Genomic DNA, 24,484 nt, shown 5'->3' on the forward strand with positions numbered 1-24,484 from the left:
GCCGATCGCCGTACGAGCGGGTCGCCAGCTCCTTCCCCTGCGCGCGGCCGTGGCCGCGGCACGCAGTCCTTCCCTACCGGAGAGAGTTCTCTTGAAGATTCGCAGTGCGCTCGTGGCCGTCGTGATGGCGCCCGTTGCGCTGCTCGCCGTCGTTCCTTCCTTCGCCGAGGCGACGCCGGTGGCCCACACCCGGACGGCGCCGACCCTGGCCGAGCTGGAGCAGGCGGCCGCCGACGCCCAGCAGGCCTACGACGCGGCGGTCGCCGCCGCGGCTGCCGCGTACAAGGTGATGGACGACTTCCTCAGCAAGCCCAACGAGCTGAGCCGCAAGGCCGAGGAGGCCCGGCAGGCGGCGATCGCCGCGGCCGCCGCGGCGAAGGCCGCCGACCGGGCACTCGCCGACGCGAAGGCCGCGCTGGACGCCCTCCCGGAGAGCGCCGGAGCGCAGGACCGGGCGGACGCCGAGCAGGCCGTGACCGACGCGAAGGCGGCGGCCGAGGCCGCCGCTGCCGCCAAGGCCGTGGCCGCCGCCGCGTCCGCCGCGGCCCACGACGAGCTGGCGGACGCCCAGGTGAAGATCATCCAGGAGTACAGCGCGGCGGAGCGGGCCATGAAGGCGGCACTGGTCGTCAAGCAGGCCGCGGACAAGGCGCTGGCCGACGCCAGGGCGGCTGCCAGCGCCTCGCCGACCGGGAGCACCACCCCCACCACCGGTACGGGTTCCGCACCCTCCGCGAGCGCGAGCGCGTCCGCGACGGTGCCGGCCCCGGGTGCGTCGGCGGCGCCATCCGCCACGGCCGCCCCGGGGGCCCTCGCCGCCACCGGTTCCTCGCCGGCCACCGCCGGGATCGCCCTCGTGGGCGGCGCCGCGGTGCTGGTCGGGGCCGGTGTCGTGGTGGCGGTGCGCCGGCGGACGTCCGGCGTCTGATCGGGCCGCTGCCGGTCGGCCGCCGCGGGGCCCGCATCCCTTCCGGGGTGCGGGCCCCGTGGCATGTCCGGGGTCGGCACCGCCTCACAACGCGAGGACGGCAACCCGGGCCACCGCACGGTGAGCCGGCCCCCTACGGTGAGCCGGCCCGACGCCACGGGGGCGGACAGCTCCGCGAGGCGGGGGCGAGCGGGGTGGGCCGGGTCAGAGCGTGACGGTGGCGCGGAAGACGGTGGCGCCGGGGCCGGCCAGGGTGGTGGCGGTGCCGTCCGCGGGGAGGTAGGCGGACCGGCCGGGGGAGAGGTCCAGCGTGCTGCCGTCGCGGGCGGTGAGGCGTACGGTGCCGGCGGTGCACAGCAGGATCTGCGGGGCGTCGCCGGGGACGACCGCGGGCTGCGCGCCGAGGGCGTAGCGGGAGAGCCGGAACTCGTCGATCGGCACGGGGTAGTGGTGCTCGCCGTCGGCTGCGGCGGCGGGTCGCAGGACGTCCGGCTCGGAGGCCTCGAACACGACGACCCGCATCAGCTCCGGCACGTCGACGTGCTTGGGCGTGAGCCCGCAGCGCAGCACGTTGTCGGAGTTGGCCATGATCTCGACGCCGGTGCCGCGCAGGTAGGCGTGCGGCATCCCGGCGCCCAGGTAGAGGGCCTCGCCGGGCTGCAGGCGGACGAAGTTGAGGAGCAGGGCGGCGACGAGGCCGGTGTCGCCGGGGAACTCCCGTGCGGCGAAGGCGTATCCGGCGAGTGCGCCGGTCGGGTCGGCCGGTGCGGCGGCGGTGACGGCGCGGGCGACGTCGGCGACCGTCCGGGCCGCGTGGTCGCCGGTCATCGAGAGGATGGCGGCGAGTGCGTCGGCGAGGGCCTCGGCCTCGGGCTTGCTGCGCAGGGTGTCGATGAGCGGGGCGAGCCCGGGGACGTCGAGGGAGGCCATCAGGCGGGCGGCGTCGGCGGGTGTGCGGAAGCCGCAGAGTCCTTCGAACTCGTCGAGTGCGCAGATGAGTTCGGGCTTGTGGTTGGCGTCCTTGTAGTTGCGCCGGGGGGCGTCGAGGGGGATGCCGGCGGCGTTCTCGGCGGCGAAGCCGGACCGGGCCTGGGCGAGGGTGGGGTGGGCCTGGATGGAGAGCGGCAGGCCGGCGGCGAGGACCTTGAGCAGGAAGGGCAGGGCGGGGCCGAACCGGGCAGCGGCGGCGCCGAGCTCGCGCTCGGGATCGGCGGCGACGACCTGGTCGAGCGTGGTCGTGGCGCCGTTCCGCTCCAGCCGGGACGGTGCACCGGGGTGGGCGCCGATCCACATCTCGGCCTGCGGTTCACCGGTGGGCTCCTCGCCCAGCAGGGCGGGGATGGCGGTGGTGGATCCCCAGGCGTAGGGGCGGACGGTGTTGTGCAGCCTGTCCATCGGCTCGGTTCCTCGCTGGCGTGCAGGGTGGTCGGTCGGGACGGACGACTCTAGCCGAGCGTGGTGTACGGGCGGTGTCCCGCGCGGCGGCCCGTGGTGGGCCGCCGCGTGGGGTGGGGTCAGGCGCGGACGAGGGCGAGGACGGCGTCGCGGAGCTCGGCCATCCGCGCCGGGTCCTTCGCCTCCACGTTCAACCGCAGCAACGGCTCGGTGTTCGACGCCCGCAGGTTGAACCACCAGTCGTCCCCCGCGACCGTCAACCCGTCCAGCTCGTCCGTCGACACCCCCTCCAGAACCCCGTACACCGCCCGCACCGCAGCCGTACGCCCCACCTGGTCCGCCACCGTCGAGTTGATCTCCCCCGACGCCGCATACCGGTCGTAACGCTCGCACAGCGACGACAACGGCCGCTCCTGCCCGCCCAGCGCCGCCAGCACGTGCAACGCCGCCAGCATCCCCGTGTCCGCCCGCCAGAAATCCCGGAAGTAGTAGTGCGCCGAGTGCTCACCCCCGAACACCGCGTCCGTCCGCGCCATCTCCTGCTTGATGAACGAATGCCCCACCCGGGTACGCACCGCCACCGCACCCGCGTCCGCCACCACCTGCGGCACCGTCCACGACGTGATCAGATTGTGGATCACCGTCGGACGCTCCTCACCCCCCGCCCGCGCCCGCGCGATCTCCCGCTCCGCGACCAGCGCCGTGATCGCCGACGGCGACACCGGCTCACCCCGCTCGTCGATCACGAAACACCGGTCCGCATCCCCGTCGAACGCCAGCCCGATGTCCGCACCCTCCACCCTCACCCGCGCCTGCAGATCCACCAGGTTCGCCGGATCCAGCGGATTCGCCTCATGGTTGGGGAACGTGCCGTCCAGCTCGAAGTACATCGGCACCACCTCCAGCGGCAACCCCGCCAGCACCGTCGGCACCGTGTGACCGCCCATCCCGTTCCCGGCGTCCACCACCACCCTCAACGGCCGGATCCCCGACAGGTCCACCAGCCCCCGCAGATACGACGCGTACCCCTCCAGCGTCTCCCGCGACGACAGCGAACCCACCACCGTCCCCACCGCGGCCGCCGGCACCACCACACCACCGTCCGCACCCGTGCACCACGACTCCACCAGCGCCCGGACCTCCGACAACCCCGTGTCCTGACCCACCGGCGCCGCCCCCGCCCGGCACAACTTGATCCCGTTGTACTCCGCCGGATTGTGCGACGCCGTGAACATCGCCCCCGGCAGATCCATCGACCCCGACGCGTAGTACAGCTGATCCGTCGAACACAGACCGATCTCCACCACATCCGCCCCGAACGCCGCCGCACCCTCCGCGAACGCCCGCGACAACCCCGGCGACGACGGCCGCATGTCATGCCCCACCACCACCGCCGACGCCCCCACCACCCGCACGAACGCCGCACCGAACGCCCACGCCAGCGACCCGTCCCACTGATCCGGCACCACACCCCGGACGTCGTACGCCTTCACCAGCTGACTCAGATCCCGCATGGGGGGCTCCACCCTGTTCGGTGCGGTCGGTCCGCACGCTGTCGCTCGACACCCGGCGCGGGCTCCGGCACCGCGGCCCGCCGGGAGCGGTGCTGCCGGGGGCGGGTGCCGGGTGCGAGCGACCGGCTGCTGCGCGACCCACGGGTGTTCAGGTTGACCTGAGGCTACCTGCCCGCCGGGGGCGGTCCGGCCCGGCCGGACACCGGGTGGACGCGACGTTGTACGATCCGCTTTCCGGGTTCCTTGCCCGGTGCTTACCCGGGCCCTGTCTCGATGACGTGCGCTGTCGATCCCCACCTCCGGCTGCGGGCTCGCCGCATTGTCCCCCTTGTTCGAAAGGCTCTGACGTGACTGCCCCTGAGGAGAGCACCTTCGCCGATCTCGGCCAGGTGCTGGTGATCATCCCGACCTACAACGAGGCCGAGAACATCGAGCGGATCGTCTCCCGGGTCCGCGCCGCGGTCCCCGAGGTCCACGTTCTGGTCGCCGACGACAACAGCCCCGACGGCACCGGCGACCTCGCCGACAAGCTCGCCGCCGACGACGACCACGTCCGCGTCCTGCACCGCAAGGGCAAGGAAGGCCTCGGCGCCGCCTACCTCGCCGGCTTCCGCTGGGGCATCGACAACGGCTACGACGTCCTCGTCGAAATGGACGCCGACGGCTCCCACCAGCCCGAGGAACTCCACCGCCTGCTCACCGGCCTGCGCACCGCCGACCTCGTCCTCGGCTCCCGCTGGGTTCCCGGCGGCAAGGTCGTCAACTGGCCCAGGTCCCGCCTGCTCCTCTCCCGCGGCGGCTCCACCTACTCCCGCCTCATGCTCGACGTCCCCATCAGGGACGTCACCGGCGGCTACCGGGCCTTCCGCAAGGAGACCCTCCTCGGCCTCGGCATGGACCAGGTCGCCTCCGCCGGCTACTGCTTCCAGGTCGACCTCGCCTGGCGCACCGTCAAGGCCGGCTACAAGGTCGCCGAGGTCCCCATCACCTTCGTCGAACGCGAACACGGCGCCTCCAAGATGAGCCGCAACATCGTCGTCGAAGCCCTCTGGCGCGTCACCGCCTGGGGCGTCCGCGCCCGCATCGACAAGCTCACCCGCAAGAACCGCACCACCTGACCCCCAGCACACCCGGGAACGCCCCGGCGCTGCAGGACGACGATTCCGTCGGCCCGCGGCGCCGGGGCGTTCTGCGTGTCCGGGCGTTCTGCGTGTCCGGGGGTCAGCAGACGCCGGGGGGCGTCGGCGGCAGGTACTGCTCGGCCCAGCTGCGCAGCTCCGTCATGGCGGGGCCGAGGGCGCAGCCGGATTCGGTGAGGCGGTAGCGGACGCGCAGCGGCGGGCCCGCCTCGACCTCGCGGACGACGAGGCCGGCTTCGGCGAGTTCGGTGAGGCGGTCGGAGAGCATCCGTTCGCTGATGCCGGGGATGGCGCGGCGGAGCTCGGAGAAGTGGCCGGGGCCGTGCGCGAGGACGGCGACGACGAGGCCGGTCCAGCGTTTGCCGAGGAGTGCGAAGACCCGGGTGATGGTGACGTCCACCCCGGTGCACGCGGGGTGCGGCGGTGCCGATTCCTGGGTCATGGGTCCAGGGTACTGCCCCGGCGCCAGTGACTATAGAAAAGTAAGCTGCTACTGTTTTGACAGCTGCAGAGAATATTGCAGCGACTATCGAAAGGGAGGCTCCCATGCCCACGCTGCTGCACATCGACTCGTCCGCGCTCTCCGAGGGTTCCGTCTCCCGTGAGGTCAGCGCCGCCTACCGGGCCGCCTGGGAGGCCGCCAACCCCGGCGCCACCGTGATCTACCGCGACCTCGCCGCCGAGCCCCTGCCGCACCTCGACGCCGCCGGGATCACCGCGGGCTTCGTCCCGGCCGAGCACCGCAGCCCCGAGCAGCAGGAGGCGCACGACCTCCGCGACCGCCTGATCTCCGAGCTGGAGCAGGCCGACGCCGTGGTGATCGGCACCCCGATGTACAACTTCACGATCCCCTCCAGCCTCAAGGCGTGGCTGGACCAGGTGATCCTCATGGGCCGCAGCGCCGGCGAGCAGCCCTCGGCGGCCGGCACCCCGGTCACCGTGGTCTCCTCCCGCGGCGGCGCGTACGGGCCGGGCACGCCCCGCGAGAGCTTCGAGTTCGTCACCACGTACCTGGAGAAGGTGCTGACCGGCATGCTCGGCCTGGAGGTCGACTTCGTGGTGCCCGAGTTCACGCTGGCCCGCGTCAACCCGGCGATGGCCGAGTTCACCGACCTGGCCGACGCCTCCAAGGCACAGGCGCTCGTCGACGCCGCCGCCCGTGCCCAGGCCGTCGGCGCAGGCGTCCCGGCCTGACCGGAGGCCCGTGGTGCGGGGGCGAACCGGTCGCGCCCGGGCGGTGGCCGAGGCCACCCTCCCGGGCGCGCCTGACCGGCGATCCGGCTCTCCACCGCCCAAGCTGGTGCGCACGAGCGGCCCGCCCGGGCCCGCCGCGCCGACGAGGGAGCCGACGTGACGCCCAACCCGCCCGACGAGACCGCCGGACCCGACCGCGCGGCCCCCGGGCCGGGCCACCCGCCGCCCCCGCTGGAGATCGACGTCTTCACCGGGCCGGAGAGCGCCTTCTTCGCCACCTCCACGCTGATCATGGGCGGGAGCACCGCGATCCTCGTCGACGCCCAGCTCACCCGCAGCGCCGGCCGCGAACTCGCCGAGTGGATCGCCGGCAAGGGACGTACGCTCCTCGCGATCGTCGTCACCCACCGCCACCCGGACCACTACTTCGGGGCCGAGGAGGTGCTGCGCCTCTTCCCCGGGGCGCGGCTGCTGGCCGCCCCGGGCGTGGTGGACGGCATCGCCCGCACCGGCGCCGCCAAGGTCGCCGAGTGGAAGCCGGTCTACGGCGACGACATCCCCGACCAGCCGCTGCTGCCGGCCCCGCTGCTGCCGCAGCCGCTGATGGTCGACCAGCAGCTGATCCACGTGCTGCCGCTCGGCCAGGGCGACTGCGAGGACTCCACGGTCGTGCACATCCCGGGCATCCGCACCGTGCTGGCGGGCGACTTCGTCTACAACGGCACCCACGTGTGGACGGCCGACACCGACCCGTACCGGCGGATCGACTGGGCCCACAACCTCGCCAGGATCGCCGACCTCGGCGTCGACCGGGTCGTCGCCGGGCACCGCGCCCCGGGCGCCGACGACGACGCCCTGCGGGTGCTCTCCTTCACCGGCGAGTACCTCCAGGACTTCGACCGGGCGCTCGCCGCGCACCCGCACGACGCCGAGGCGTTCGCCGCGGCCATGAACGAGCGCTACGGCGCCCTCACGCTGCCCGCCATCCTGGAGCTCGGCGCCGCCGCCAACACGGCCCCGCCCGAGGACGGCGAGATCGTCGACGCGGAGATCGTCGACGAGGACTGAGGACCGGACGGGCCCCGCCGCACCGGCGGATACTGGCCGCATGACGGTCTTCGACGTGATCGTGCCCGCCGGGGGCGCCGCAGGACGGCTCGGCGGTGCCGACAAGCCCGGCCTGGAGGTCGGCGGCCGCACGCTGCTCGACCGGGTGCTCGACGCATGCGCCGGTGCCCGCACCACCGTGGTGGTCGGCCCCGCCCGCGCGGTCGCCCGGCCCGGCGTGCGGTGGGCCCGCGAGGAACCGGCGGGCGGCGGGCCGGTCGCCGCGGTCGCCGCCGGCCTGGCCGGGGTGACCGCCGGACGGGTGCTGCTGCTCGCCGCCGACCTGCCCTTCCTCGACCCCGCGACCCTGCAGCGGCTGCTCACCGCGCTCGACGACGACCCGCAGGCGCAGGCCGCCGTGCTGGTCGACGCGGACGGCCGCGACCAGCCCCTCACCGCCGCCTACCGGACGGACGCCCTCCGGGATGCCCTGGCCGCGCTCGGCACCCCCGCGAACCGCCCCCTGCGCCGGCTGACCGGTGGACTGCGGACCGTCCGGGTGCCCGACACCGGCGCGGTGGCCCTCGACTGCGACACCTGGGACGACCTCGCGCTCGCCCGGGCCCGCGCCGCCCGGCCCTGAGCCCGCCGCGCTGAGGCAGCCGCGCTGAGCCCGCCCGGCCCTGAGCCCGCCGCGCTGAGCCCGCCAAGCGCTGAGGCAGCCCGCGCTGAGCCCGCCGGGCCTGCACGGACCTGGTGCGCGGCCCCTGCTCACCGCGGTCGGCGCCCGGCGGTGAGCGAAACGAAGTGACCCGCTCACGGTGGTGCCACCGCCCGCGGAACGGCCATCGGGCAGCATGGGGCCATGGAGCGCACGCTGGATGACTGGATCACCGAGGTCTGCACCGAGTTGGGCATCGACCTCGACGTCGACGTACCGGGTCTGCTCGACCTGGCCCGGGTGGTCGCGCACGGGGTCGCCCGGCCCGGTGCGCCGCTGACCGCCTTCCTGGTGGGGTACGCGGCCGCGGCCCGCGGCGGCGGCGCCGAGGCCGTCGCCGAGGCCTCCGACCGGGCCCGGGCCCTCGCCGACCGCTGGGTGGCCGCCGCCCCGCCGGAGGGGCCGTGAACGGCGGCCTGACCCGCGTGGACGGCCCCGCCGCCGCGACCGGCGCACCCGGCCCCGCCCGTGACCGTCCGTGGCCGGAGGCCCGCCGGGAGGCCCGCCGGGCCGCCCCGGCTCCTGTCCCGGCCGAGCAGGTGGAGCCGGCGGCCGCCCTCGGCCGCACCCTCGCCGAACCGCTCACCGCCGTCACCGACCTGCCGGGCTTCGACACCTCCGCCATGGACGGCTGGGCCGTCGCCGGCCCCGGGCCGTGGCGGCCGGCAGGGCGCCTGCTGGCCGGCAGCACACCCGCACCGCTGGCCGACGGCCGCGCGGTGGAGATCGCCACCGGCGCGCAGCTGCCGACCGGCGCGACCGGCGTGCTGCGCCGCGAGCACGGGCGGCTCGCGCACGGCCTGTTGCACGGGCAGGTCGGGCCGGGGCAGGACGTCCGGCCGCGCGGTCAGGAGTGCCGCCGCGGCGAGGTGCTGCTGCCCGCCGGCACTCCCGTGACCGCGGCGGTTCTCGGCCTGGCCGCCGCCGCGGGCCACGACCGGCTGACGGTGCGCCGTCGGCCGACCGTCGAGCTGCTCCTCCTCGGCGACGAGCTCCAGGACTCCGGGGTGCCGGGCCCCGGCCGGGTGCGGGACGCCCTGGGCCCGCTGCTGCCGCCGTGGCTGGCCGCCGCGGGGGCCGAGGTCACCGGCTGCCGCCGGATCGGCGACGACCGGGCGGTGCTGCGCGACGCCGTCCGGCACGCGTCCGCCGACGTGGTCGTCACCACCGGCGGCACGGCCTCCGGCCCGGCGGACTTCCTGCACCCCGTGCTGGCCGGGGAGGGGGCCCGGCTGCTGGTCGACGGTGTCGCCGTGCGGCCCGGGCACCCCATGCTGCTCGCGGCGCTGCCCGGTGGCGGCCACCTGGTCGGGCTGCCCGGCAACCCGCTGGCCGCCGCGGCCGGGGCGCTCACCCTGGCGCTGCCCCTGCTGCACGCGCTGTCCGGGCGCCCGGCGCCGCGCCGCCGCACCGAGAGCGCCGCCGTCGACCTGCCGGGGCATCCCGCGGACACCCGGCTGGTGCCGGTGGTGCGGACCGCCGACGGCCTGGTGCCGCTGCCGTTCGACGGCCCGGCGATGCTGCGCGGCCTCGCGGTCGCGGAGGCCGTCGCCGTGGTGCCGCCGGGCGGTGTCCGGGCGGGCGGCCCGGCGGAGGTGCTCGCCCTGCCGTGACCCGGCCGGCCGCCGTCAGACCTGGTGGTGGACGGCGTCGCGGATGACGATCAGCCGGTCGGTGGGGCGCAGCGCCGCCGCGTCCGGGTCGGTGTAGGCGAGCACCTGCCGCCCGCGGACGACCGCGACGACGAGGTCCTCGCACTCCCGGGGGCTGCGCCCCGCCTCGGCCGCCGTGACCGGCCGCTCCGACACGTCGAGGCCGCTGCCGTACGTCAGCAGGTCCTCCATGACGGCGCCCGCGTGCGGGCTGAGGATCGACATGCCGAGCAGGCGTCCCGCCGAACTCGAACTCGTGACGACGACGTTGGCGCCGCTCTGGCGCAGCAGCGGCGCGTTCTCGTCCTCGCGGACGGCGGCGACGACGGTGGCGGCCTTGTTGAGCTGGCGGGCGGTGAGGGTGACGAGCACCGCGGTGTCGTCGCGTTCGGGTGCGACCACGATGCGGGCGGCGCGGGGGAGTTCGGCGCGCTGCAGGGTCTCGCTGCGGGTACCGTCCCCGACGACGCCGACCAGCCCGTCCAGGGAGGCCTGGTCGACGACCTTCTGCTGCGGGTCGACGACCACGATCGACTCCTTGTGGACGCCCTGGCCGAGCAGCGCGGTGACCGCGGCGCGGCCCTTGGTGCCGTACCCGATCACCACGGTGTGGTCGCTGACGGTCGAGCGCCAGCGTCCGATCCGCCACTGCTGGCGGGTGCGTTCGGTGAGCACCTCCAGGGTGGTGCCGACCAGGATGATCAGGAAGAGCACCCGCAGCGGCGTGATCACGAGAATGTTGATCAGCCGGGCGCTGTCGCTGACCGGGGTGATGTCGCCGTAGCCCGTGGTCGAGAGGGTGACGGTGGCGTAGTAGGCGGCGTCGAGGAAGTCGACCGTGGAGTCGGCGCTGTCCTTGTAGCCGCCGCGGTCGAGCCAGACCGTCAGGGTGGTCGCGACCAGCACGGCCAGGGCGAGCAGCAGCCGTCGCGACACCTGGCGCATGGGTGGGGGAGGGGTGCGGGTGGGCAGCGACACCCGGCCGCCCGACTCCACCCCGCTCTCCTCGTGCCGCTCCGCGCGGCGGCGGCGCCGCGGGATCCTGCCGTGCGTTCCGGAGGGCTCTGTACCGTGATTCACGCGGACCAGCATGGCGGGGCGCGCCCTCGGGGGCCACCGCCACACGCGGGTCGCGCGGGTCGGCGGCGGGTAGGGTCGGCTCCCGGCGGCGCCGTGTCGTCCGGGTCGGGCAGAGCGCTGGAGGCGTCCGTGCGGGAGCACACCGTCGTCGTCGGGTACGGCACCAAGGGCCGTGCCGCGGTCACCGCGTTGCTCGGCCAGGGGGTCCGCAAGGAGTCGATCGTGGTCGTCGACCCGCAGCGCAAGGCGATCGACCACGCCAACCGGGACGGTCTGTCCGGGGTGCTGGGAGACGCCACCCGCACCGACACGCTGCTCCGGGCCGAACTGCCGCGTGCGGAGAAGGTGGTGATCGCCCCGGACCGCGACGACACCGCGGTGCTGGTCGCCCTGACGGCCCGTCAGTTGAATTCCGCGGCGGTGCTGGTCGCGGCCGTCCGGGAGGACGAGAACGCGCCGCTGCTGCGGCAGAGCGGCGCGGACGTCGTCGTGACGAGTTCGAGTTCGGCGGGACGCCTGCTCGGCATGTCGATCCTCAGCCCGCACGCGGGCGCCGTCATGGAGGACCTGCTGACCGTCGGCCGCAGCCTCGACCTGGTCGAACGCCCGGTCACGCGGGCGGAGGCGGGGCACAGCCCGCGGGCGTGCGAGGACCTCGTGGTGGCGGTCGTCCGCGGCCGGCGGGTGCTCAACTACACGAACCCCGAGGCCGCGGTGCTGCAGATCACCGACCGCGTCATCGCCATCCAGCGGTCGGTCGGCGGCGGCTGACGGGGCGGGTGCCCGGCGGGCCGCCCGCCGTCGGCGGGGGCGGCGCGCGTAGCGTGGCGGCATGCGAGCCATCACCATTTCCCGGCCGGGCGGTCCCGAGGTACTGACCTGGGCCGAGGTGCCCGACCCGGAGCCGGGTGCGGGCGAGGTCCTCGTCGAGGTCGCGGCCAGTGCGGTCAACCGCGCCGACCTGCTCCAGCGGCAGGGCTTCTACGAGCCCCCGCCCGGCTCCTCGCCCTACCCGGGCCTGGAGTGCGCGGGCCGGATCGCCGCCGTCGGCCCGAACGTCGCGGGCTGGGCGGTGGGCGACGAGGTGTGCGCGCTGCTCACCGGCGGCGGTTACGCGCAGCGCGTGGTCGTGCCGACGGGCCAACTGCTGCCGAGGCCCGCCGGCCTGAGCGCGGAGCAGGCCGCGGCGCTGCCCGAGGTGGCGTGCACGGTCTGGTCGAACGTCTTCATGCTGGCGCAGCTGCGCCCCGGTGAGACGCTGCTGGTGCACGGCGGTGCCAGCGGCATCGGCACGATGGCGATCCAGCTCGCGAAGGCGGTCGGGGCGCGGGTGGCGGTGACGGCGGGCAGCCGGGAGAAGCTGGCTCGGTGCGCCGGGCTCGGTGCGGACGTGCTGATCGACTACCGGGAGCAGGACTTCGTGGAGGCCCTGAGGGAGGCCACCGACGGGGGCGGCGCGGACGTGATCCTCGACATCATGGGCGCCCGGTACCTGCAGCGGAACGTGGACGCGCTGGCGGTCAACGGGCGTCTGGTGATCATCGGCCTGCAGGGTGGTGTCAAGGGCGAGATCGACCTCAACTCGCTGCTGCGCAAGCGGGGTGCGGTGGTGGCGACCAACCTGCGCGGGCGCCCGCTGGAGGAGAAGGCGGCGATCGTCGCCGCGGTGCGCGAGCACGTGTGGCCGCTGGTGGAGTCCGGTGTGGTGCGGCCGGTGGTGCACGAGGTGGTGCCGGTCGAGGACGCGGCCGAGGCGCACCGGCTGGTCGAGCGGAGCGGTCACGTCGGCAAGGTCGTGCTGCGGGTGGGCTGATCGCCCGGGCGGGTGCTTCCGGTGGTGCGGCGGGTGCGGGGGTTGGGCCGACGGTGGCGGCGGCGTGCGGCGTCGCGGAGCGTGGGCGTACGAAATGCCCGGATTGTCGGATTGTGTGACCCTGGTGCGGAGCTGTCCCGCCGCCGGTCGTGCCCCCGTGCGACCGCTCGTCGGAAGGACTTCCCGCTGTGGCTGCACTTCCGCACGTGTTCCGCGCCCTCTCCTCCGCGCTCCCCTCGTCCTGCCGCTGGGCCGCCGTCGCCGGTGCGGGCATCGCCCTGCCGCTGCTGCTGGCGGCGCCCGCCCCGGCCGGCCAGGCCGGTCCGCCGCCCGGCCCGCACCCGCCGTCGCGGACCGTCCCGCACGAGGTGCACGAAGCCGTCGAAGGGGCCGTCCAGCAGGCGGCGTCCGCCCTCCCCGGGCCCGGTGCGGCCGCCGCCGGCGAGGCCGGCCACGGCGTACCGGACCCGGACGCGCCCGGCCTCGGCATACCCGGCGGCATACCCGGCCTCGGCCTGCCCGGGCCGTTCCCGTCGCCGTCGGGGGGTTCCGGCATGTCCGGCCCCCTCTCCGGGCCGCGCCCGCACTCGCCGGCCACCGTGCCGGAGCCCGGCTCCGTCCCCGACCAGGGGCCGGCACAGCACCCGGGGGCCGGGCCGGCCTCCGGCGCCGCCCAGCAGCCGGCGGAGGAGCCCGCCGGACATCCGGACCCCGCCGGCACCGGTGCCGCCGCGACGGGGGCTCCCGCCGAGGAGCCCTGCGACGACGAGGCGGAGGCGTCCGCGACACCCGCCGCCCCGTCCTCGGCCGCCGTCGCCGTCCGGCCCGGGGCCGCGCACTCCGCCGCCGGCCCGCACGGCCGGAGCGGGCCCGCCGCGGCGCTCGACCGGCGCGAGCCCGCACCGGCCGCCGAGACCCCCGCCGCCGCTGTCCCCGCCGCCCCCGGCACCCCCGCCGAGCAGCCCGGCGCGACCGGCGCGACCGTCGCCGCGGACGCCGTGCCGCCGGCCGCGACCGAGCTCGCCGCGCCGCTGCGCTGGTCCGACGCGTCCACCCGGCAGTTGCCGCTCGGCGCGGGGCTGACCCTCATCGGCTGCGGACTCGCGCTCGTCGGCCTGCGGCTGCGCCGGGGCTGACCGGGCCCGCCGGGCGGCCTGTTCCGGCCCGGCAAGATCCCCGGGACCTCCCGGCGCCACGCCCGGTGGGGGAGAATGCCTGGCATGACGAACCCGATGAACGAGCGCTCTCCGCAGCAGGCCTACGAGGCGTCGGACGGGCAGCCGGACGACAACCCGAAGGTGCTGATCGTCGGCCCCGACGGCATGCCCGTCGGGGCCGTTCCGGGAGGCTTCGGCCGCAGTGGCGACCAGTTCGAGCCGCGCGAACTGCCGGTGACCGAGATGGTCGAGCAGCCGGCCAAGGTCATGCGGATCGGCAGCATGATCAAGCAACTGCTGGAGGAGGTCCGGGCGGCTCCTCTCGACGAGGCCAGCCGTGCCCGGCTCAAGGACATCCACGCGAGCTCGATCAAGGAGTTGGAGCTCGGGCTCGCCCCCGAGCTGGTGGAGGAGCTCGAACGCCTCTCCCTGCCCTTCACCGAGGACACCATCCCCACCGAGGCCGAGCTGCGCATCGCCCAGGCCCAGCTGGTCGGCTGGCTGGAGGGGCTGTTCCACGGCATCCAGACCGCGCTCTTCGCCCAGCAGATGGCGGCCCGGGCGCAGTTGGAGCAGATGAGGCGGGCCCTGCCGCCCGGTCTGCAGGGCGCCGAACCGGGCGAGGAGGAGACCGGGCCGGGCCGCGGAATCCGTTCGGGCCCGTACCTGTAACCCCTGTGTGTCGCAGGTGTTCGGCAACCGCGTTGCAGGCCGGACACAGCTGTGCCCCTGCACCCGATGACGTCGGTGCGAGCCGATACCCTGGGCCCCTGCCGTGCGGCCGCCGCGCCACCGGCGGGGGCCGGCGGTCCGCGGGACCGCGGGACCGGCATGCCGGACGACACCTGGAAGCAGGGGGACATGAGCGAGGACGCCACCACGGCCGAGGGCCACGCCCTGGGCAACGGTCGGTACGTGCTGCAGCGCCTGCTCGGGCAGGGCGGCATGGCCTCCGTGCACCTGGCGTACGACACCGTGCTGGACCGTCAGGTCGCCGTGAAGACCCTGCACACCGAACTCGGCCGGGAGGCCTCGTTCAAGGAGCGCTTCCGCCGCGAGGCGCAGGCCGTCGCCCGGCTCCAGCACGTCAACATCGTGCAGGTGTACGACAGTGGCGAGGACGTGGCCGCCGACGGCGCGGCCACGCCGTACATCGTCATGGAGTACGTCGAGGGCAAGGCCCTGCGCGACGTGCTCAACGAGGCGGTCGCCCAGCACGGCGCGATGCCGACCGACCGGGCGCTGAAGATCACCGCGGCGGTGCTGTCGGCGCTGGAGGCCTCGCACGACCAGGGCCTCGTGCACCGCGACATCAAGCCGGGCAACGTCATGGTCAACACCAAGGGCGTCGTCAAGGTCATGGACTTCGGCATCGCCCGCGCCCTGCAGTCCGGCGTCACGTCGATGACGCAGACCGGCATGGTCGTCGGCACCCCGCAGTACCTCTCGCCGGAGCAGGCGCTCGGCAAGAGCGTCGACGCCCGCTCCGACCTGTACTCGGTGGGCTGCATGCTCTTCGAGCTGCTCACCGGCGGGCTGCCGTTCGACGGCGACTCGGCCTTCTCGATCGCGTACAAGCACGTGCAGGAGCCGCCGCCGGCGCCGTCCACGATCAACCGGGCGGTGACCCCCGCGGTCGACGCCCTGGTCGAGCGCGCGCTGCGCAAGGACCCGGCGCACCGCTTCCCGACCGCGGAGGCGATGCGCGACGAGGTCGAGCGGGTCAACTCCGCCACGCAGGCCGGTGGCGCACCCCTGCAGGCGTCCACCCCGCTGGTGATCGGCGAGGGCCCGCGCTCGGTGAGCGCCGCGCCGTCGCTGACCAACTTCCCGCAGGTGAGCGGCGACATCCGGACACCCGCGCCGCAGATCCAGCAGCCCTACCAGCCGCAGGCGAGCACGCCGCAGCCGTTCCCGCAGCCGCCGCACACGCCGCAGCCGTTCCCGCAGCCGCCGCACACGCCGCAGCCCTTCCCGCAGGCGCACACGCCGCAGCCGTTCCCGCAGCCGCTGCAGACGCCGCGGCCCTTCCCGCAGCAGGCCCACCCGACCGGTCCGATGCCCTCGCAGCAGCGCCCGTTCGTGGCCAAGCCGCAGGCGCCGAACAACAACGCGGGGTGCTCGACGGCCCTCGTCGTGGTCGGTGTGATTTTCGGCGTGATCCTGCTCGCCGGCATCATCGTGATGATTGCGGCGGTCAAGGGCGAGCAGAACAAGGGGACCGACTACGGCAGCAGTTCGTCGTCGGCACGCTCCGCGACCGTCGCAGGGGAACTCCCCGGGGACGGCCGGCACTGAGGCATCGGCCCGGACTCCCCGTTCCACGGTGACCGGGCCGAAGCGGTAGCGTTTCACAGGACGTAACCGACAGGGCGACTACGCGCCGAGCGAGGGCCCGGGGCGAGGAGCGATGGCACAGACCGATCGGCCCGACGACGGCGACGAACCGGACGTCGACGCCTCCACCGAGGACGCGGCGGACACCGGGCCCGAGCCCGCGGGGACCGCAGAGACGAAGGTGCTGTCGGGCCGGTCCGGGCAGACGCCGTTCCGCGGCACGAAGGCCGCGCTCGGCACGCTCGGCGACGGTCGCTACCAGATCACCGGCCGGCTCGGCCGCGGCGGCATGGCCGAGGTCTTCGCCGCCCAGGACGTCCGCCTCGGCCGCACCGTGGCGGTGAAGCTCCTCCGCGCCGACCTCGCCGAGGACGACATCGCCCGGCTCCGCTTCACGCGCGAGGCCCACGCGGTCGCCGCCCTCAACCACCACTCGATCGTGGCGGTCTACGACACCGGCGAGGAAGTGCTGGACGGCGAGTCCACGCCGTACATCGTCATGGAGCTGGTCGAGGGCCGTACGGTCCGCGAACTCCTCGTCGACGAGGAGGCACCGCCGGTCGACCAGGCGCTGATCATCATCGCCGGCGTGCTGGAGGCCCTCGCCTACAGCCACCGGCACGGCATCGTCCACCGCGACATCAAGCCCGCCAACGTGATCATCACGACGGGCGGCGCCGTCAAGGTGATGGACTTCGGCATCGCCCGCGCGCTCACCGGCGCCGCGAGCACCATGACGCAGACCGGCATGGTCATGGGCACCCCGCAGTACCTGTCGCCCGAGCAGGCACTCGGCCGCTCCGTCGACCACCGGTCCGACCTGTACGCGGCCGGCTGCATGCTGTACGAACTGCTGGCGCTGCGCCCGCCGTTCACCGGGGAGACGCCGCTGTCGGTCGTCTACCAGCACGTCCAGGACATGCCGGTGCCGCCGTCCCGCGCCAACGGCCGGGTACCGGTCGGGCTCGACGACCTCGTGCTGCGCTCGCTCGCCAAGAACCCCGACGACCGCTTCCAGACCGCGGACGAGTTCCGCGCGCACCTCCAGCACGCCCTGCGCACCATGCACGGCGCACAGGGCGCCGGCTACACGGCCGGATCCGCCGCCGCGGCCGCCGCGGCGGCCGGGCTCGCCGCCGCCGGACAGGGCGGCAACGGCGGCACCGCCGGATACCCGGGCACGCCCAGCGGCGGCACCGCGATGACCGAGCCGGTCGGCCGGGCCGCCCCGGCCGACCCGACCACGGCCCTGCCGTACCAGGTCACCACGCCGTACTCGACGCCGTCCGGCGGCTACCCGCCGGTCGGTCCGGGCTACGGAGGGGGCGGCGACGGCCCGGACGACTACGAGCCGGAGCCGGGGCGCAGCCCGTGGCGCTGGGTGCTGGGCGTCCTTGCGGTGCTGGTGGCCGCGTCCATCGGGATCGCCCTGGCGCTGCACAACAACGGCGGCGGCAACGACCCCGGCCCGAACCCGACCCAGAGCACCGCGCCGGTCGACACCGGCGGGCCGACCGACCAGCCGACCCTGCCGACCAGCACGCCCTCGCAGGTCGACACCTCCCGGCCGAGCGAGACGTTCAGCGGTTCGCGTCAGCCGTCCGGCAGCCCGAGCGCCTCGGCCTCGCCGTCGCCCTCGGCCTCGGCCTCGCCCACGGCCACCGCGTCGCCGTCGCCCACGCCGACCGAGACGAAGACGACGCCGCCGCCGACGGACACCCCGACCCCGACCCCGACGCCCGGCGAGTCCGCCGGCTGACCGGGGGACCGGTCAGTTGGTGAAGGCGTCGAGCACCTGCTCGTACTCCTCGCACCACCAGCGCAGTTGGCCGGCGGCCGCGGGGAAGAGCTGGTCCGCCCGGTGGTCCCCGCGCTGGTAGTGCCACTGGAGCATCCAGAGGTCGTTCAGCCGCTCCCACCAGACCCGGCGCACGGCGGCGGCGAGCACCGGCGGCCCGGCCGCCGCCTCCGCGCGGTAGGCCCGCGCGTAGGCCCGCACCCGGCAGAGGTCGAGCACCCCGGTGGTGCGGTCGTTGAAGACCAGGGTGGCGGCGCGCACCGCCTCCTCGGCGGTGGGGTGCAGGCCGAGCTTGTCCCAGTCGAGGACGGCTGTGACGCGCCCGTCCCGGTGGAGCAGGTTGAGCCCGTGGAAGTCGCCGTGCGTCCAGCCGGTGGGCGGTGCCTCGTCCGGCGCCGGCCGGCGCCGGCCGTGCTGCGCGAGCAGGTCGAGGCGTTCGGCGAGGTGCTCCGCGGCGAGCGCGTCGAAGGACCCCGGCACCGGCCGCGGCCCGATGCGCCGGCGCAGGTCGGCGACCAGCGCGCCGGTCTCCTCCGGATCGGCGGCGAGCCGCCCGGCGGGCTGCCGGACGGGTCCGCAGGCCTCGGCGAGGGCGCCGTGCAGCCGGCCCAGCAGGATGCCCAGGTCGGCGCAGTGCGGGTGGTCGAGCGCGTCGCCGTGCCGGTGGTCGCCCTCCACCCAGGGGTACAGCGCGAAGAGCCGGCCGCGGCGGGTGGTCACGGTGCAGCCGTCCCGGCCCGCCAGCGGCGGCGTCACGGGCAGTCCGCGGGCGTGCAGCGCGGCGGTCGCGCGGTGCTGGGCGGTCACGGCCGTCCGGGAGGCGGTCGCGCGGTCGACGTAGCACTTGAGGAAGTAGCGGGCGTCCGCCGTGGTGACCAGGTAGCCGCGGTTGAGCAGGCCCTCGGCCACCGGTCGGACGGAGACGGGCGGAGCCGTCCGGTACGAGCCGAGCACCGCGGCCAGCACGGCGGGCGGCACGGGCGGGCTGAGCGTGCCGAGCGGCGGTGCGGTCGGGTCGGGCCGGGCCGGGGCGCCGGCCGGGCGGGGACGCCGGACGGTCCTGGCGGACCGTGCGGCGGGGACGGCATGGGTGCGGACGAGGGTCGTACCGTCCCTGCGGACGTGGGGCGGGGACGCCGGGCTGGGGATCACGGAGTGAGCGTAGTGTTGTCCGGAAGGGGTGCTTGACAGATCGTCAGCGATCTGCTCGGCGGTCGGGCGGACGGCTCCGCGCCACGTACGCGGCAGCCTGGGTGCGGCGCTCCATGCCCATCTTGGCGAGCAGGCTGGACACGTAGTTCTTCACCGTCTTCTCGGCCAGGTGGAGTTCGTTGCCGATCTGCCGGTTGGTCATCCCCTCGCCGATCAGGTCGAGGATGCGCCGCTCCTGCTTCGTCAGCCGGGCGAGGCGCTCGTCCTCCTTGCCGCCGCCCTCGCGGAGGCGCTCCAGCACGCGGCTGGTGGCGACCGGGTCGAGCAGCGACCGGCCGGCGGCGACGTCGCGGACGGCGGTGATCAGGTCCGTCCCGCGGATCGCCTTCAGGACGTACCCGGAGGCCCCGGCCATGATCGAGTCGAAGAGCGCCTCGTCGTCCGAGAACGAGGTCAGCATCAGGCAGCGCACCTCGGGACTTCGGGAGCGCACCTCACGGCACACCTCCACGCCGTTGCCGTCCGGCAGCCGGACGTCCAGGACGGCCACGTCCGGCGTGACGGCCGGGATGCGGGCGAGGGCCTCGGCCGCCGTACCGGCCTCGCCGACCACCTCGATGTCGTCCTCGGTGGAGAGCAGGTCGTGCACGCCCCGGCGGACCACCTCGTGGTCGTCGAGGAGAAAAACCCTGATATGTCCGTTTCCAGTCATGGTCGAATCCTTCCACGCCACCAGGCCGACCTGCCTGTGCCCGGCCGGGCCCCGGAGGGCGGTCCGGACGAACGCCCGCATCGCGGACACCGAATCGATGCCGGTTACCCCCTTACGCGGAGAGCTCTGCCCGGATACCGTGCGCTGGTGTCCTGACGGCGCCGAGCGTGAGACCCGTACCACATCCGCGGCTCTCGCACGGAACAAGTAGGACGTCCTAGCGCAGGCGCACCACGGGGCGGCGCTGGGTAACGTTCTCGTGAGGGACGCCGTCGGAAAAGGATCACCACCTGCCGTGCAGCCGGTGCGCACACCCAGCGCGCCTTGCCCGGAGGTGACCGGACCGGTCACCGGCGACCCCGGGCGGCCGGACAGACCGAGGAGTGAACGTGACCGTCAAAAGCACGGCGAGGGCGCGCAAGAAGGCCGCCCCCGGCGTCCCTGACAACCTCCGCGCAGGCTCGGACGCCGCGCCGGAACTCGTACAGCTGCTCACGCCGGAGGGCGACCGGGTCGAGCACCCGGAGTTCCCGCTGACCGTCGACGCCGACGAGCTCCGCGCGCTCTACCGCGACCTGGTGCTGGTCCGGCGCTTCGACGCCGAGGCGACCTCCCTGCAGCGGCAGGGCGAGCTCGGCCTGTGGGCCTCGCTGCTCGGTCAGGAGGCGGCCCAGGTCGGCTCGGGCCGGGCCATGCGCCCCGGCGACTACGCCTTCCCGACCTACCGGGAGCACGGCGTCGCCTGGTGCCGCGACGTCGACCCGCTGAACCTGCTCGGCATGTTCCGCGGCGTGAACCACGGCGGCTGGGACCCGAACGAGAAGAACTTCCACCTCTACACCATCGTCATCGGCTCGCAGACCCTGCACGCGACCGGCTACGCGATGGGCATCACCAAGGACGGCACGGACGACGCGGTGATCGCCTACTTCGGCGACGGCGCCTCCAGCCAGGGCGACGTCAGCGAGGCGTTCACCTTCGCCGCGGTCTACAACTCGCCTGTGGTGTTCTTCTGCCAGAACAACCAGTGGGCGATCTCCGAGCCCACCACCAACCAGACCCGCATCCCGCTCTACCGCCGCGCCTCCGGCTTCGGCTTCCCCGGCGTGCGGGTGGACGGCAACGACGTGCTGGCCTGTCTCGCCGTGACCCGCTGGGCGCTCGACCACGCCCGCAGCGGCAACGGCCCGGTGCTCGTCGAGGCGTTCACCTACCGCATGGGCGCGCACACCACCTCCGACGACCCGACCCGCTACCGGCTCGCGGAGGAGACCGAGGCCTGGAAGGCCAAGGACCCGATCACCCGCCTCAAGGCCCACCTCGACAAGGAGGGCTTCGCCGACGAGGCGTTCTTCGCGGGCGTCGAGGCCGAGAGCGAGGCGCTCGGCCTGCGGGTCCGCGAGGGCGTGCGCTCCATGCCCGACCCGGATCCGACACTGATCTTCGACCACGTCTACGCGGAGCCGCACGGCCTGGTGGACGAGGAGCGGGCCGAGTACGTGGCCTACGCGGCCTCTTTCGAGGGCGGGGAGAACCACTGATGGCAGAGCGGCTCAGCATCGCGAAGGCGCTCAACGAGGCCCTGCGCCGGTCGCTGGAGAGCGACCCGAAGACCCTCCTCATGGGCGAGGACATCGGCAAGCTCGGCGGCGTCTTCCGCATCACGGACGGCCTGCAGAAGGACTTCGGCGAGGACCGGGTCATCGACAGCCCGCTCGCCGAGTCCGGCATCATGGGCACCGCCATCGGCCTGGCCCTGCGCGGCTACCGCCCCGTGGTGGAGATCCAGTTCGACGGCTTCGTCTACCCGGCCTTCGACCAGATCGTCTCGCAGCTCGCCAAGATGCACGCCCGCTCGCTCGGGCACGTGAAGCTCCCGATCACCGTCCGCATGCCCTACGGCGGCGGCATCGGTGCGGTGGAGCACCACAGCGAGTCCCACGAGGCGTACTTCGCGCACACCGCCGGCCTCAAGGTCGTCACCCCGTCCAACGCGCACGACGCGCACTGGATGCTGCGCGAGGCCGTGGCCTCCGACGACCCGGTGGTCTTCCTGGAGCCCAAGCGGCGCTACTGGGACAAGGGCGACGTCGGCGACGCCTCCGACCTGCCCCTGCACTCCGCGCGCATCGTGCGCCCCGGCACCGACGCCACGCTGATCACGTACGGCCCGATGGTGAAGGTCTGCCAGGAGGCCGCCTCGGCCGCCCAGGAGGACGGCCGCAGCCTGGAGGTCGTCGACCTGCGCTCGCTCTCCCCGGTCGACTTCGCCACGCTGGAGGAGTCGGTCAAGCGGACCGGCCGCGGCATCGTCGTGCACGAGGCGCCGGTCTTCCTGGGCATGGGCGCCGAACTCGCCGCCCGGCTCACCGAGCGGTGCTTCTACCACCTGGAGGCGCCGGTCCTGCGGGTCGGCGGCTACTTCGCGCCGTACCCGCCGTCCCGTGTCGAGGAGGCGTTCCTGCCCGACCTCGACCGGGTGCTCGACGCCGTCGACCGCGCGCTCGCGTACTGAGAGGGGCGACGCCATGACCACCGAAGTACGCTCGCTCCGCGAGTTCCGCATGCCCGACGTGGGCGAGGGCCTCACCGAGGCCGAGATCCTCTCCTGGTACGTCAAGCCGGGCGACACCGTCACCGACGGGCAGGTCGTCTGCGAGGTCGAGACCGCCAAGGCGGCGGTCGAGCTGCCGATCCCCTTCACCGGGATCGTCGAAGCGCTCTTCTTCCCGGAGGGCTCCACCGTCGACGTCGGCACCGCGATCATCGCGATCGCCGTCGCGGGCGCCGCACCGGCCGCACCCGCCGCCGCAGCACCCGCGGCCGCGGCCACGGCTGCCGCCGAGGCGGAGGTCGTGCCGGAGCGCCGCGAGGTGCTCGTCGGCTACGGGCCGCGCACCGGCGGCACCCAGCGCCGGGCCCGCCGCGCGCCGGCCGCCCCCGCGGCGGCGCCGGTTTCACGTGAAACATCGCCTGCCCCGGTCGCCCCGGTGGCCCCCGCCCCGGTCGCTCCGGTCGTGGCGGCCCCGGCTCCGGTCGCGGCGGCTCCGGCCGTCCTGCCCGCCCAGGCGGGGGAGCGGCCGCTCGCCAAGCCGCCGGTCCGCAAGCTCGCCAAGGACCTCGGCGTCGACCTGCGGACGGTCGTCCCGACCGGTCCCGCCGGGGTGATCACCCGGGAGGACGTGCACGCCGCGGTCGCCCCGGTGCAGGCGCCGGTCGAGGCCGTCGAGCCTGCCGCCGCCGCGTCCGTCGACACCGCGTCCGTCGACACCGCTCCCGTGGCCGCCCTCCCGGTCGCCGTCGCGAGCGGCGCGGAGGACGTCCGCATCCCCGTGAAGGGGGTGCGCAAAGCGATCGCGTCCGCGATGGTCTCGTCGGCCTTCACCGCTCCGCACGTCACGGAGTTCGTCCAGGTCGACGTGACGCGCACGATGAAGCTCGTCCGGCGGCTCAAGGAGAGCGGTGAGCTCGGCCCCGGCGTCCGGGTCAGCCCGCTGCTGCTCGTCGCCAGGGCGCTCCTCACCGCGGTCAAGCGGCACCCCGCGGTCAACGCCAGCTGGGACGAGGCCGCCCAGGAGATCGTCCTCAAGGGCCGGATCAACCTCGGCATCGCGGCCGCCACGCCGCGCGGCCTGATCGTGCCCAACATCAAGGACGCGGGCGCGCGGAGCCTCACCCAGCTCGCGGTCGCGCTCGGCGAACTCGTCGACACCGCCCGCGAAGGCAGGACGGCGCCCGCGGACATGCAGGGCGGCTCGATCACCATCACCAACGTCGGCGTCTTCGGCGTCGACACCGGCACGCCCATCCTCAACCCCGGCGAGGCGGCCATCCTCGCCTTCGGCGCGGTCCGGGCGATGCCGTGGGTGCACAAGGGCAAGGTGGTGCCGCGCCAGGTCACCACCCTCGCGCTCTCCTTCGACCACCGCCTGGTCGACGGCGAGCTCGGCTCCCGGGTGCTCGCGGACACCGCCGCGATCCTGGAACACCCCAAGCGCCTCATCACCTGGGGCTGACCGCCCCGGGAACGCCGCAGCCCCGCCCCTCGGACCGCGAGGGGCGGGGCTGCGGCGTTCCTCCCGCTCAGCGGCGCCGGGAACGCCGCACCAGCAGGGCTCCGGACCCGGCGGCGAGCACCGCCGACCCGGCGACGACGCCGAACCCGGCCAGGGAGGGCGCCGCCGCGGTACCGGTCACCGACGCGACCGGCGCCGTGCCGACCGGCACCGCCCCGGCCGCCGCGGACCGTTCGACCGCGAGGGTGAACGACGCGGTGCCGCCCTCGACGCCAGGCCCGCCGAGGACGTCGATCCGCGTCAGCTCCGCCGGCAGCGACGCCGTGAGCGCCAGCCGGAAGAGATAGCGGTGGGCCTGCCCGTCCGGCACCGGTTCGGCGACGGACGAGGTGTCGACGGTCAGCGTCGGGTCGCACCCCGGGTGCACCGGCAGCGGCTGCCACGCACCCTGCCGCATGACCTCGACCGCGACGTCCTCCGGCTGCAGGTTCACCAGCCGGCCCGGCTCCGCCGAGGGCTCCGAGGCGAACAGCGCGAGCTGCGGCGCCAGCCGCTCGTACGGTGCGCCGGTGAAGTTCGCCTGCTCCAGCGCGATCTCCACGGCGGGGCCGCCCGGCGCGACGGTCTCCGGCAGCGGTGGGACGAAACCCGACACGGGATCCGTGGCGTGCCGCGCTGCGGGGGAGGCCGCCGCGGGCGGCGCGTCACCGCAGGCGGCCCGGGCGGTGCCGGCGGAGAGGACGGGCAGGACCGCGCCGACGGTCAGCGCGGCCGCTGCGAGGGCGGCGGCACGGCGGGCGGGGCGGGAGACGGCGGACGTTCGCATGGC

At 74.9% G+C, this 24,484-nt stretch carries 20 protein-coding genes and 3 pseudogenes; 16 read left to right on the forward strand and 7 right to left on the reverse strand.

Annotation, left to right across the window (positions count from 1 at the left end):
* The first annotated feature begins 91 nt into the window (after positions 1–91).
* Complete coding sequence (locus OG335_RS19170; RefSeq protein ID WP_405012341.1) at positions 92–928, forward strand: hypothetical protein; 837 nt, start codon at positions 92–94, stop codon at positions 926–928.
* Positions 929–1,132: 204 nt separating this feature from the next.
* Here the strand turns inward: OG335_RS19170 and manA are convergent, their stop codons facing one another.
* On the reverse strand, positions 1,133–2,323 hold the full coding sequence (manA, locus tag OG335_RS19175; protein WP_405012342.1) for a mannose-6-phosphate isomerase, class I: 1,191 nt from the start codon (positions 2,321–2,323) through the stop codon (positions 1,133–1,135).
* 119 nt (positions 2,324–2,442) lie between these two features.
* Positions 2,443–3,837 (reverse strand): phosphomannomutase/phosphoglucomutase, encoded by a 1,395-nt coding sequence (locus OG335_RS19180; protein WP_405012343.1) that lies wholly within the window; start codon positions 3,835–3,837, stop codon positions 2,443–2,445.
* Positions 3,838–4,184: 347 nt separating this feature from the next.
* On the opposite strand from OG335_RS19180, the gene OG335_RS19185 reads away from it, so the two are divergent.
* The gene (locus tag OG335_RS19185) at positions 4,185–4,955 is read left to right on the forward strand and encodes a polyprenol monophosphomannose synthase (protein WP_405012344.1); all 771 of its coding nucleotides are present in this window, start codon (positions 4,185–4,187) and stop codon (positions 4,953–4,955) included.
* A 103-nt stretch (positions 4,956–5,058) separates the two neighbouring features.
* Here OG335_RS19185 and OG335_RS19190 read toward each other — a convergent pair whose 3' ends face one another.
* Positions 5,059–5,418 (reverse strand): winged helix-turn-helix transcriptional regulator, encoded by a 360-nt coding sequence (locus OG335_RS19190; RefSeq protein WP_405012345.1) that lies wholly within the window; start codon positions 5,416–5,418, stop codon positions 5,059–5,061.
* A gap of 104 nt (positions 5,419–5,522) precedes the next feature.
* On the opposite strand from OG335_RS19190, the gene OG335_RS19195 reads away from it, so the two are divergent.
* From OG335_RS19195 to OG335_RS19215, 5 genes and pseudogenes are all read left to right on the forward strand, one after another.
* Positions 5,523–6,170 carry an FMN-dependent NADH-azoreductase gene (locus OG335_RS19195; RefSeq protein ID WP_405012346.1) on the forward strand — a complete coding sequence of 216 codons (648 nt, stop codon included), beginning with the start codon at positions 5,523–5,525 and terminating at the stop codon, positions 6,168–6,170.
* Between the two features lie 156 nt (positions 6,171–6,326).
* Positions 6,327–7,238 (forward strand): MBL fold metallo-hydrolase, encoded by a 912-nt coding sequence (locus OG335_RS19200; protein WP_405012347.1) that lies wholly within the window; start codon positions 6,327–6,329, stop codon positions 7,236–7,238.
* 40 nt (positions 7,239–7,278) lie between these two features.
* Positions 7,279–7,845: pseudogene (locus tag OG335_RS19205) on the forward strand (molybdenum cofactor guanylyltransferase); the annotation flags it as partial.
* Positions 7,846–8,064: 219 nt separating this feature from the next.
* Positions 8,065–8,346 (forward strand): annotated as a pseudogene (locus OG335_RS19210) (DUF6457 domain-containing protein); the annotation flags it as partial.
* Positions 8,343–9,551: a molybdopterin molybdotransferase MoeA gene (locus OG335_RS19215; RefSeq protein WP_405012348.1), complete on the forward strand. Its 1,209-nt coding sequence runs from the start codon at positions 8,343–8,345 to the stop codon at positions 9,549–9,551. The pseudogene OG335_RS19210 and the gene OG335_RS19215, both read left to right, overlap by 4 nt.
* A 15-nt stretch (positions 9,552–9,566) precedes the next feature.
* Here OG335_RS19215 and OG335_RS19220 read toward each other — a convergent pair whose 3' ends face one another.
* On the reverse strand, positions 9,567–10,586 hold the full coding sequence (locus tag OG335_RS19220; protein WP_405015452.1) for a potassium channel family protein: 1,020 nt from the start codon (positions 10,584–10,586) through the stop codon (positions 9,567–9,569).
* 190 nt (positions 10,587–10,776) lie between these two features.
* On the opposite strand from OG335_RS19220, the pseudogene OG335_RS19225 reads away from it, so the two are divergent.
* The 6 genes and pseudogenes from OG335_RS19225 to OG335_RS19250 form a co-directional block, all read left to right on the forward strand.
* Positions 10,777–11,441 (forward strand): annotated as a pseudogene (locus OG335_RS19225) (potassium channel family protein); the annotation flags it as partial.
* Between the two features lie 61 nt (positions 11,442–11,502).
* Positions 11,503–12,483, forward strand: coding sequence for an NAD(P)H-quinone oxidoreductase (locus tag OG335_RS19230; protein ID WP_405012349.1), 981 nt, complete (start codon positions 11,503–11,505; stop codon positions 12,481–12,483).
* Positions 12,484–12,671: 188 nt separating this feature from the next.
* Positions 12,672–13,619 (forward strand): hypothetical protein, encoded by a 948-nt coding sequence (locus OG335_RS19235; RefSeq protein ID WP_405012350.1) that lies wholly within the window; start codon positions 12,672–12,674, stop codon positions 13,617–13,619.
* 84 nt (positions 13,620–13,703) lie between these two features.
* The gene (locus OG335_RS19240) at positions 13,704–14,312 is read left to right on the forward strand and encodes a bacterial proteasome activator family protein (protein ID WP_405012351.1); all 609 of its coding nucleotides are present in this window, start codon (positions 13,704–13,706) and stop codon (positions 14,310–14,312) included.
* A 189-nt stretch (positions 14,313–14,501) separates the two neighbouring features.
* Positions 14,502–15,938 carry a protein kinase domain-containing protein gene (locus OG335_RS19245; RefSeq protein ID WP_405012352.1) on the forward strand — a complete coding sequence of 479 codons (1,437 nt, stop codon included), beginning with the start codon at positions 14,502–14,504 and terminating at the stop codon, positions 15,936–15,938.
* Positions 15,939–16,266: 328 nt separating this feature from the next.
* The gene (locus OG335_RS19250; RefSeq protein ID WP_405015453.1) at positions 16,267–17,736 is read left to right on the forward strand and encodes a protein kinase domain-containing protein; all 1,470 of its coding nucleotides are present in this window, start codon (positions 16,267–16,269) and stop codon (positions 17,734–17,736) included.
* A gap of 12 nt (positions 17,737–17,748) precedes the next feature.
* Here OG335_RS19250 and OG335_RS19255 read toward each other — a convergent pair whose 3' ends face one another.
* Positions 17,749–18,927, reverse strand: coding sequence for a phosphotransferase (locus OG335_RS19255; protein ID WP_405012353.1), 1,179 nt, complete (start codon positions 18,925–18,927; stop codon positions 17,749–17,751).
* A 43-nt stretch (positions 18,928–18,970) separates the two neighbouring features.
* Positions 18,971–19,639 (reverse strand): response regulator, encoded by a 669-nt coding sequence (locus OG335_RS19260; protein WP_405012354.1) that lies wholly within the window; start codon positions 19,637–19,639, stop codon positions 18,971–18,973.
* A 389-nt stretch (positions 19,640–20,028) separates the two neighbouring features.
* Here OG335_RS19260 and pdhA point away from each other — a divergent pair, with 389 nt between their 5' ends.
* The 3 genes from pdhA to OG335_RS19275 are packed head-to-tail and all read left to right on the forward strand — an operon-like array spanning position 20,029 to position 23,655.
* Positions 20,029–21,180, forward strand: a complete 1,152-nt coding sequence (gene pdhA / locus OG335_RS19265) for a pyruvate dehydrogenase (acetyl-transferring) E1 component subunit alpha (protein WP_405012355.1) — start codon at positions 20,029–20,031, stop codon at positions 21,178–21,180.
* A complete protein-coding gene (locus OG335_RS19270; RefSeq protein WP_405012356.1) occupies positions 21,180–22,154 on the forward strand; it encodes an alpha-ketoacid dehydrogenase subunit beta in 975 nt (324 codons plus the stop codon). Before pdhA ends, OG335_RS19270 begins: the two co-directional genes overlap by 1 nt.
* A gap of 13 nt (positions 22,155–22,167) precedes the next feature.
* Positions 22,168–23,655: a dihydrolipoamide acetyltransferase family protein gene (locus tag OG335_RS19275; RefSeq protein WP_405012357.1), complete on the forward strand. Its 1,488-nt coding sequence runs from the start codon at positions 22,168–22,170 to the stop codon at positions 23,653–23,655.
* 67 nt (positions 23,656–23,722) lie between these two features.
* Here the strand turns inward: OG335_RS19275 and OG335_RS19280 are convergent, their stop codons facing one another.
* Positions 23,723–24,481 carry a hypothetical protein gene (locus OG335_RS19280; RefSeq protein WP_405012358.1) on the reverse strand — a complete coding sequence of 253 codons (759 nt, stop codon included), beginning with the start codon at positions 24,479–24,481 and terminating at the stop codon, positions 23,723–23,725.
* Between the last annotated feature and the right edge of the window lie 3 nt (positions 24,482–24,484).

This window comes from Kitasatospora sp. NBC_01539, assembly GCF_045040525.1.
Lineage (GTDB): Bacteria > Actinomycetota > Actinomycetes > Streptomycetales > Streptomycetaceae > Kitasatospora.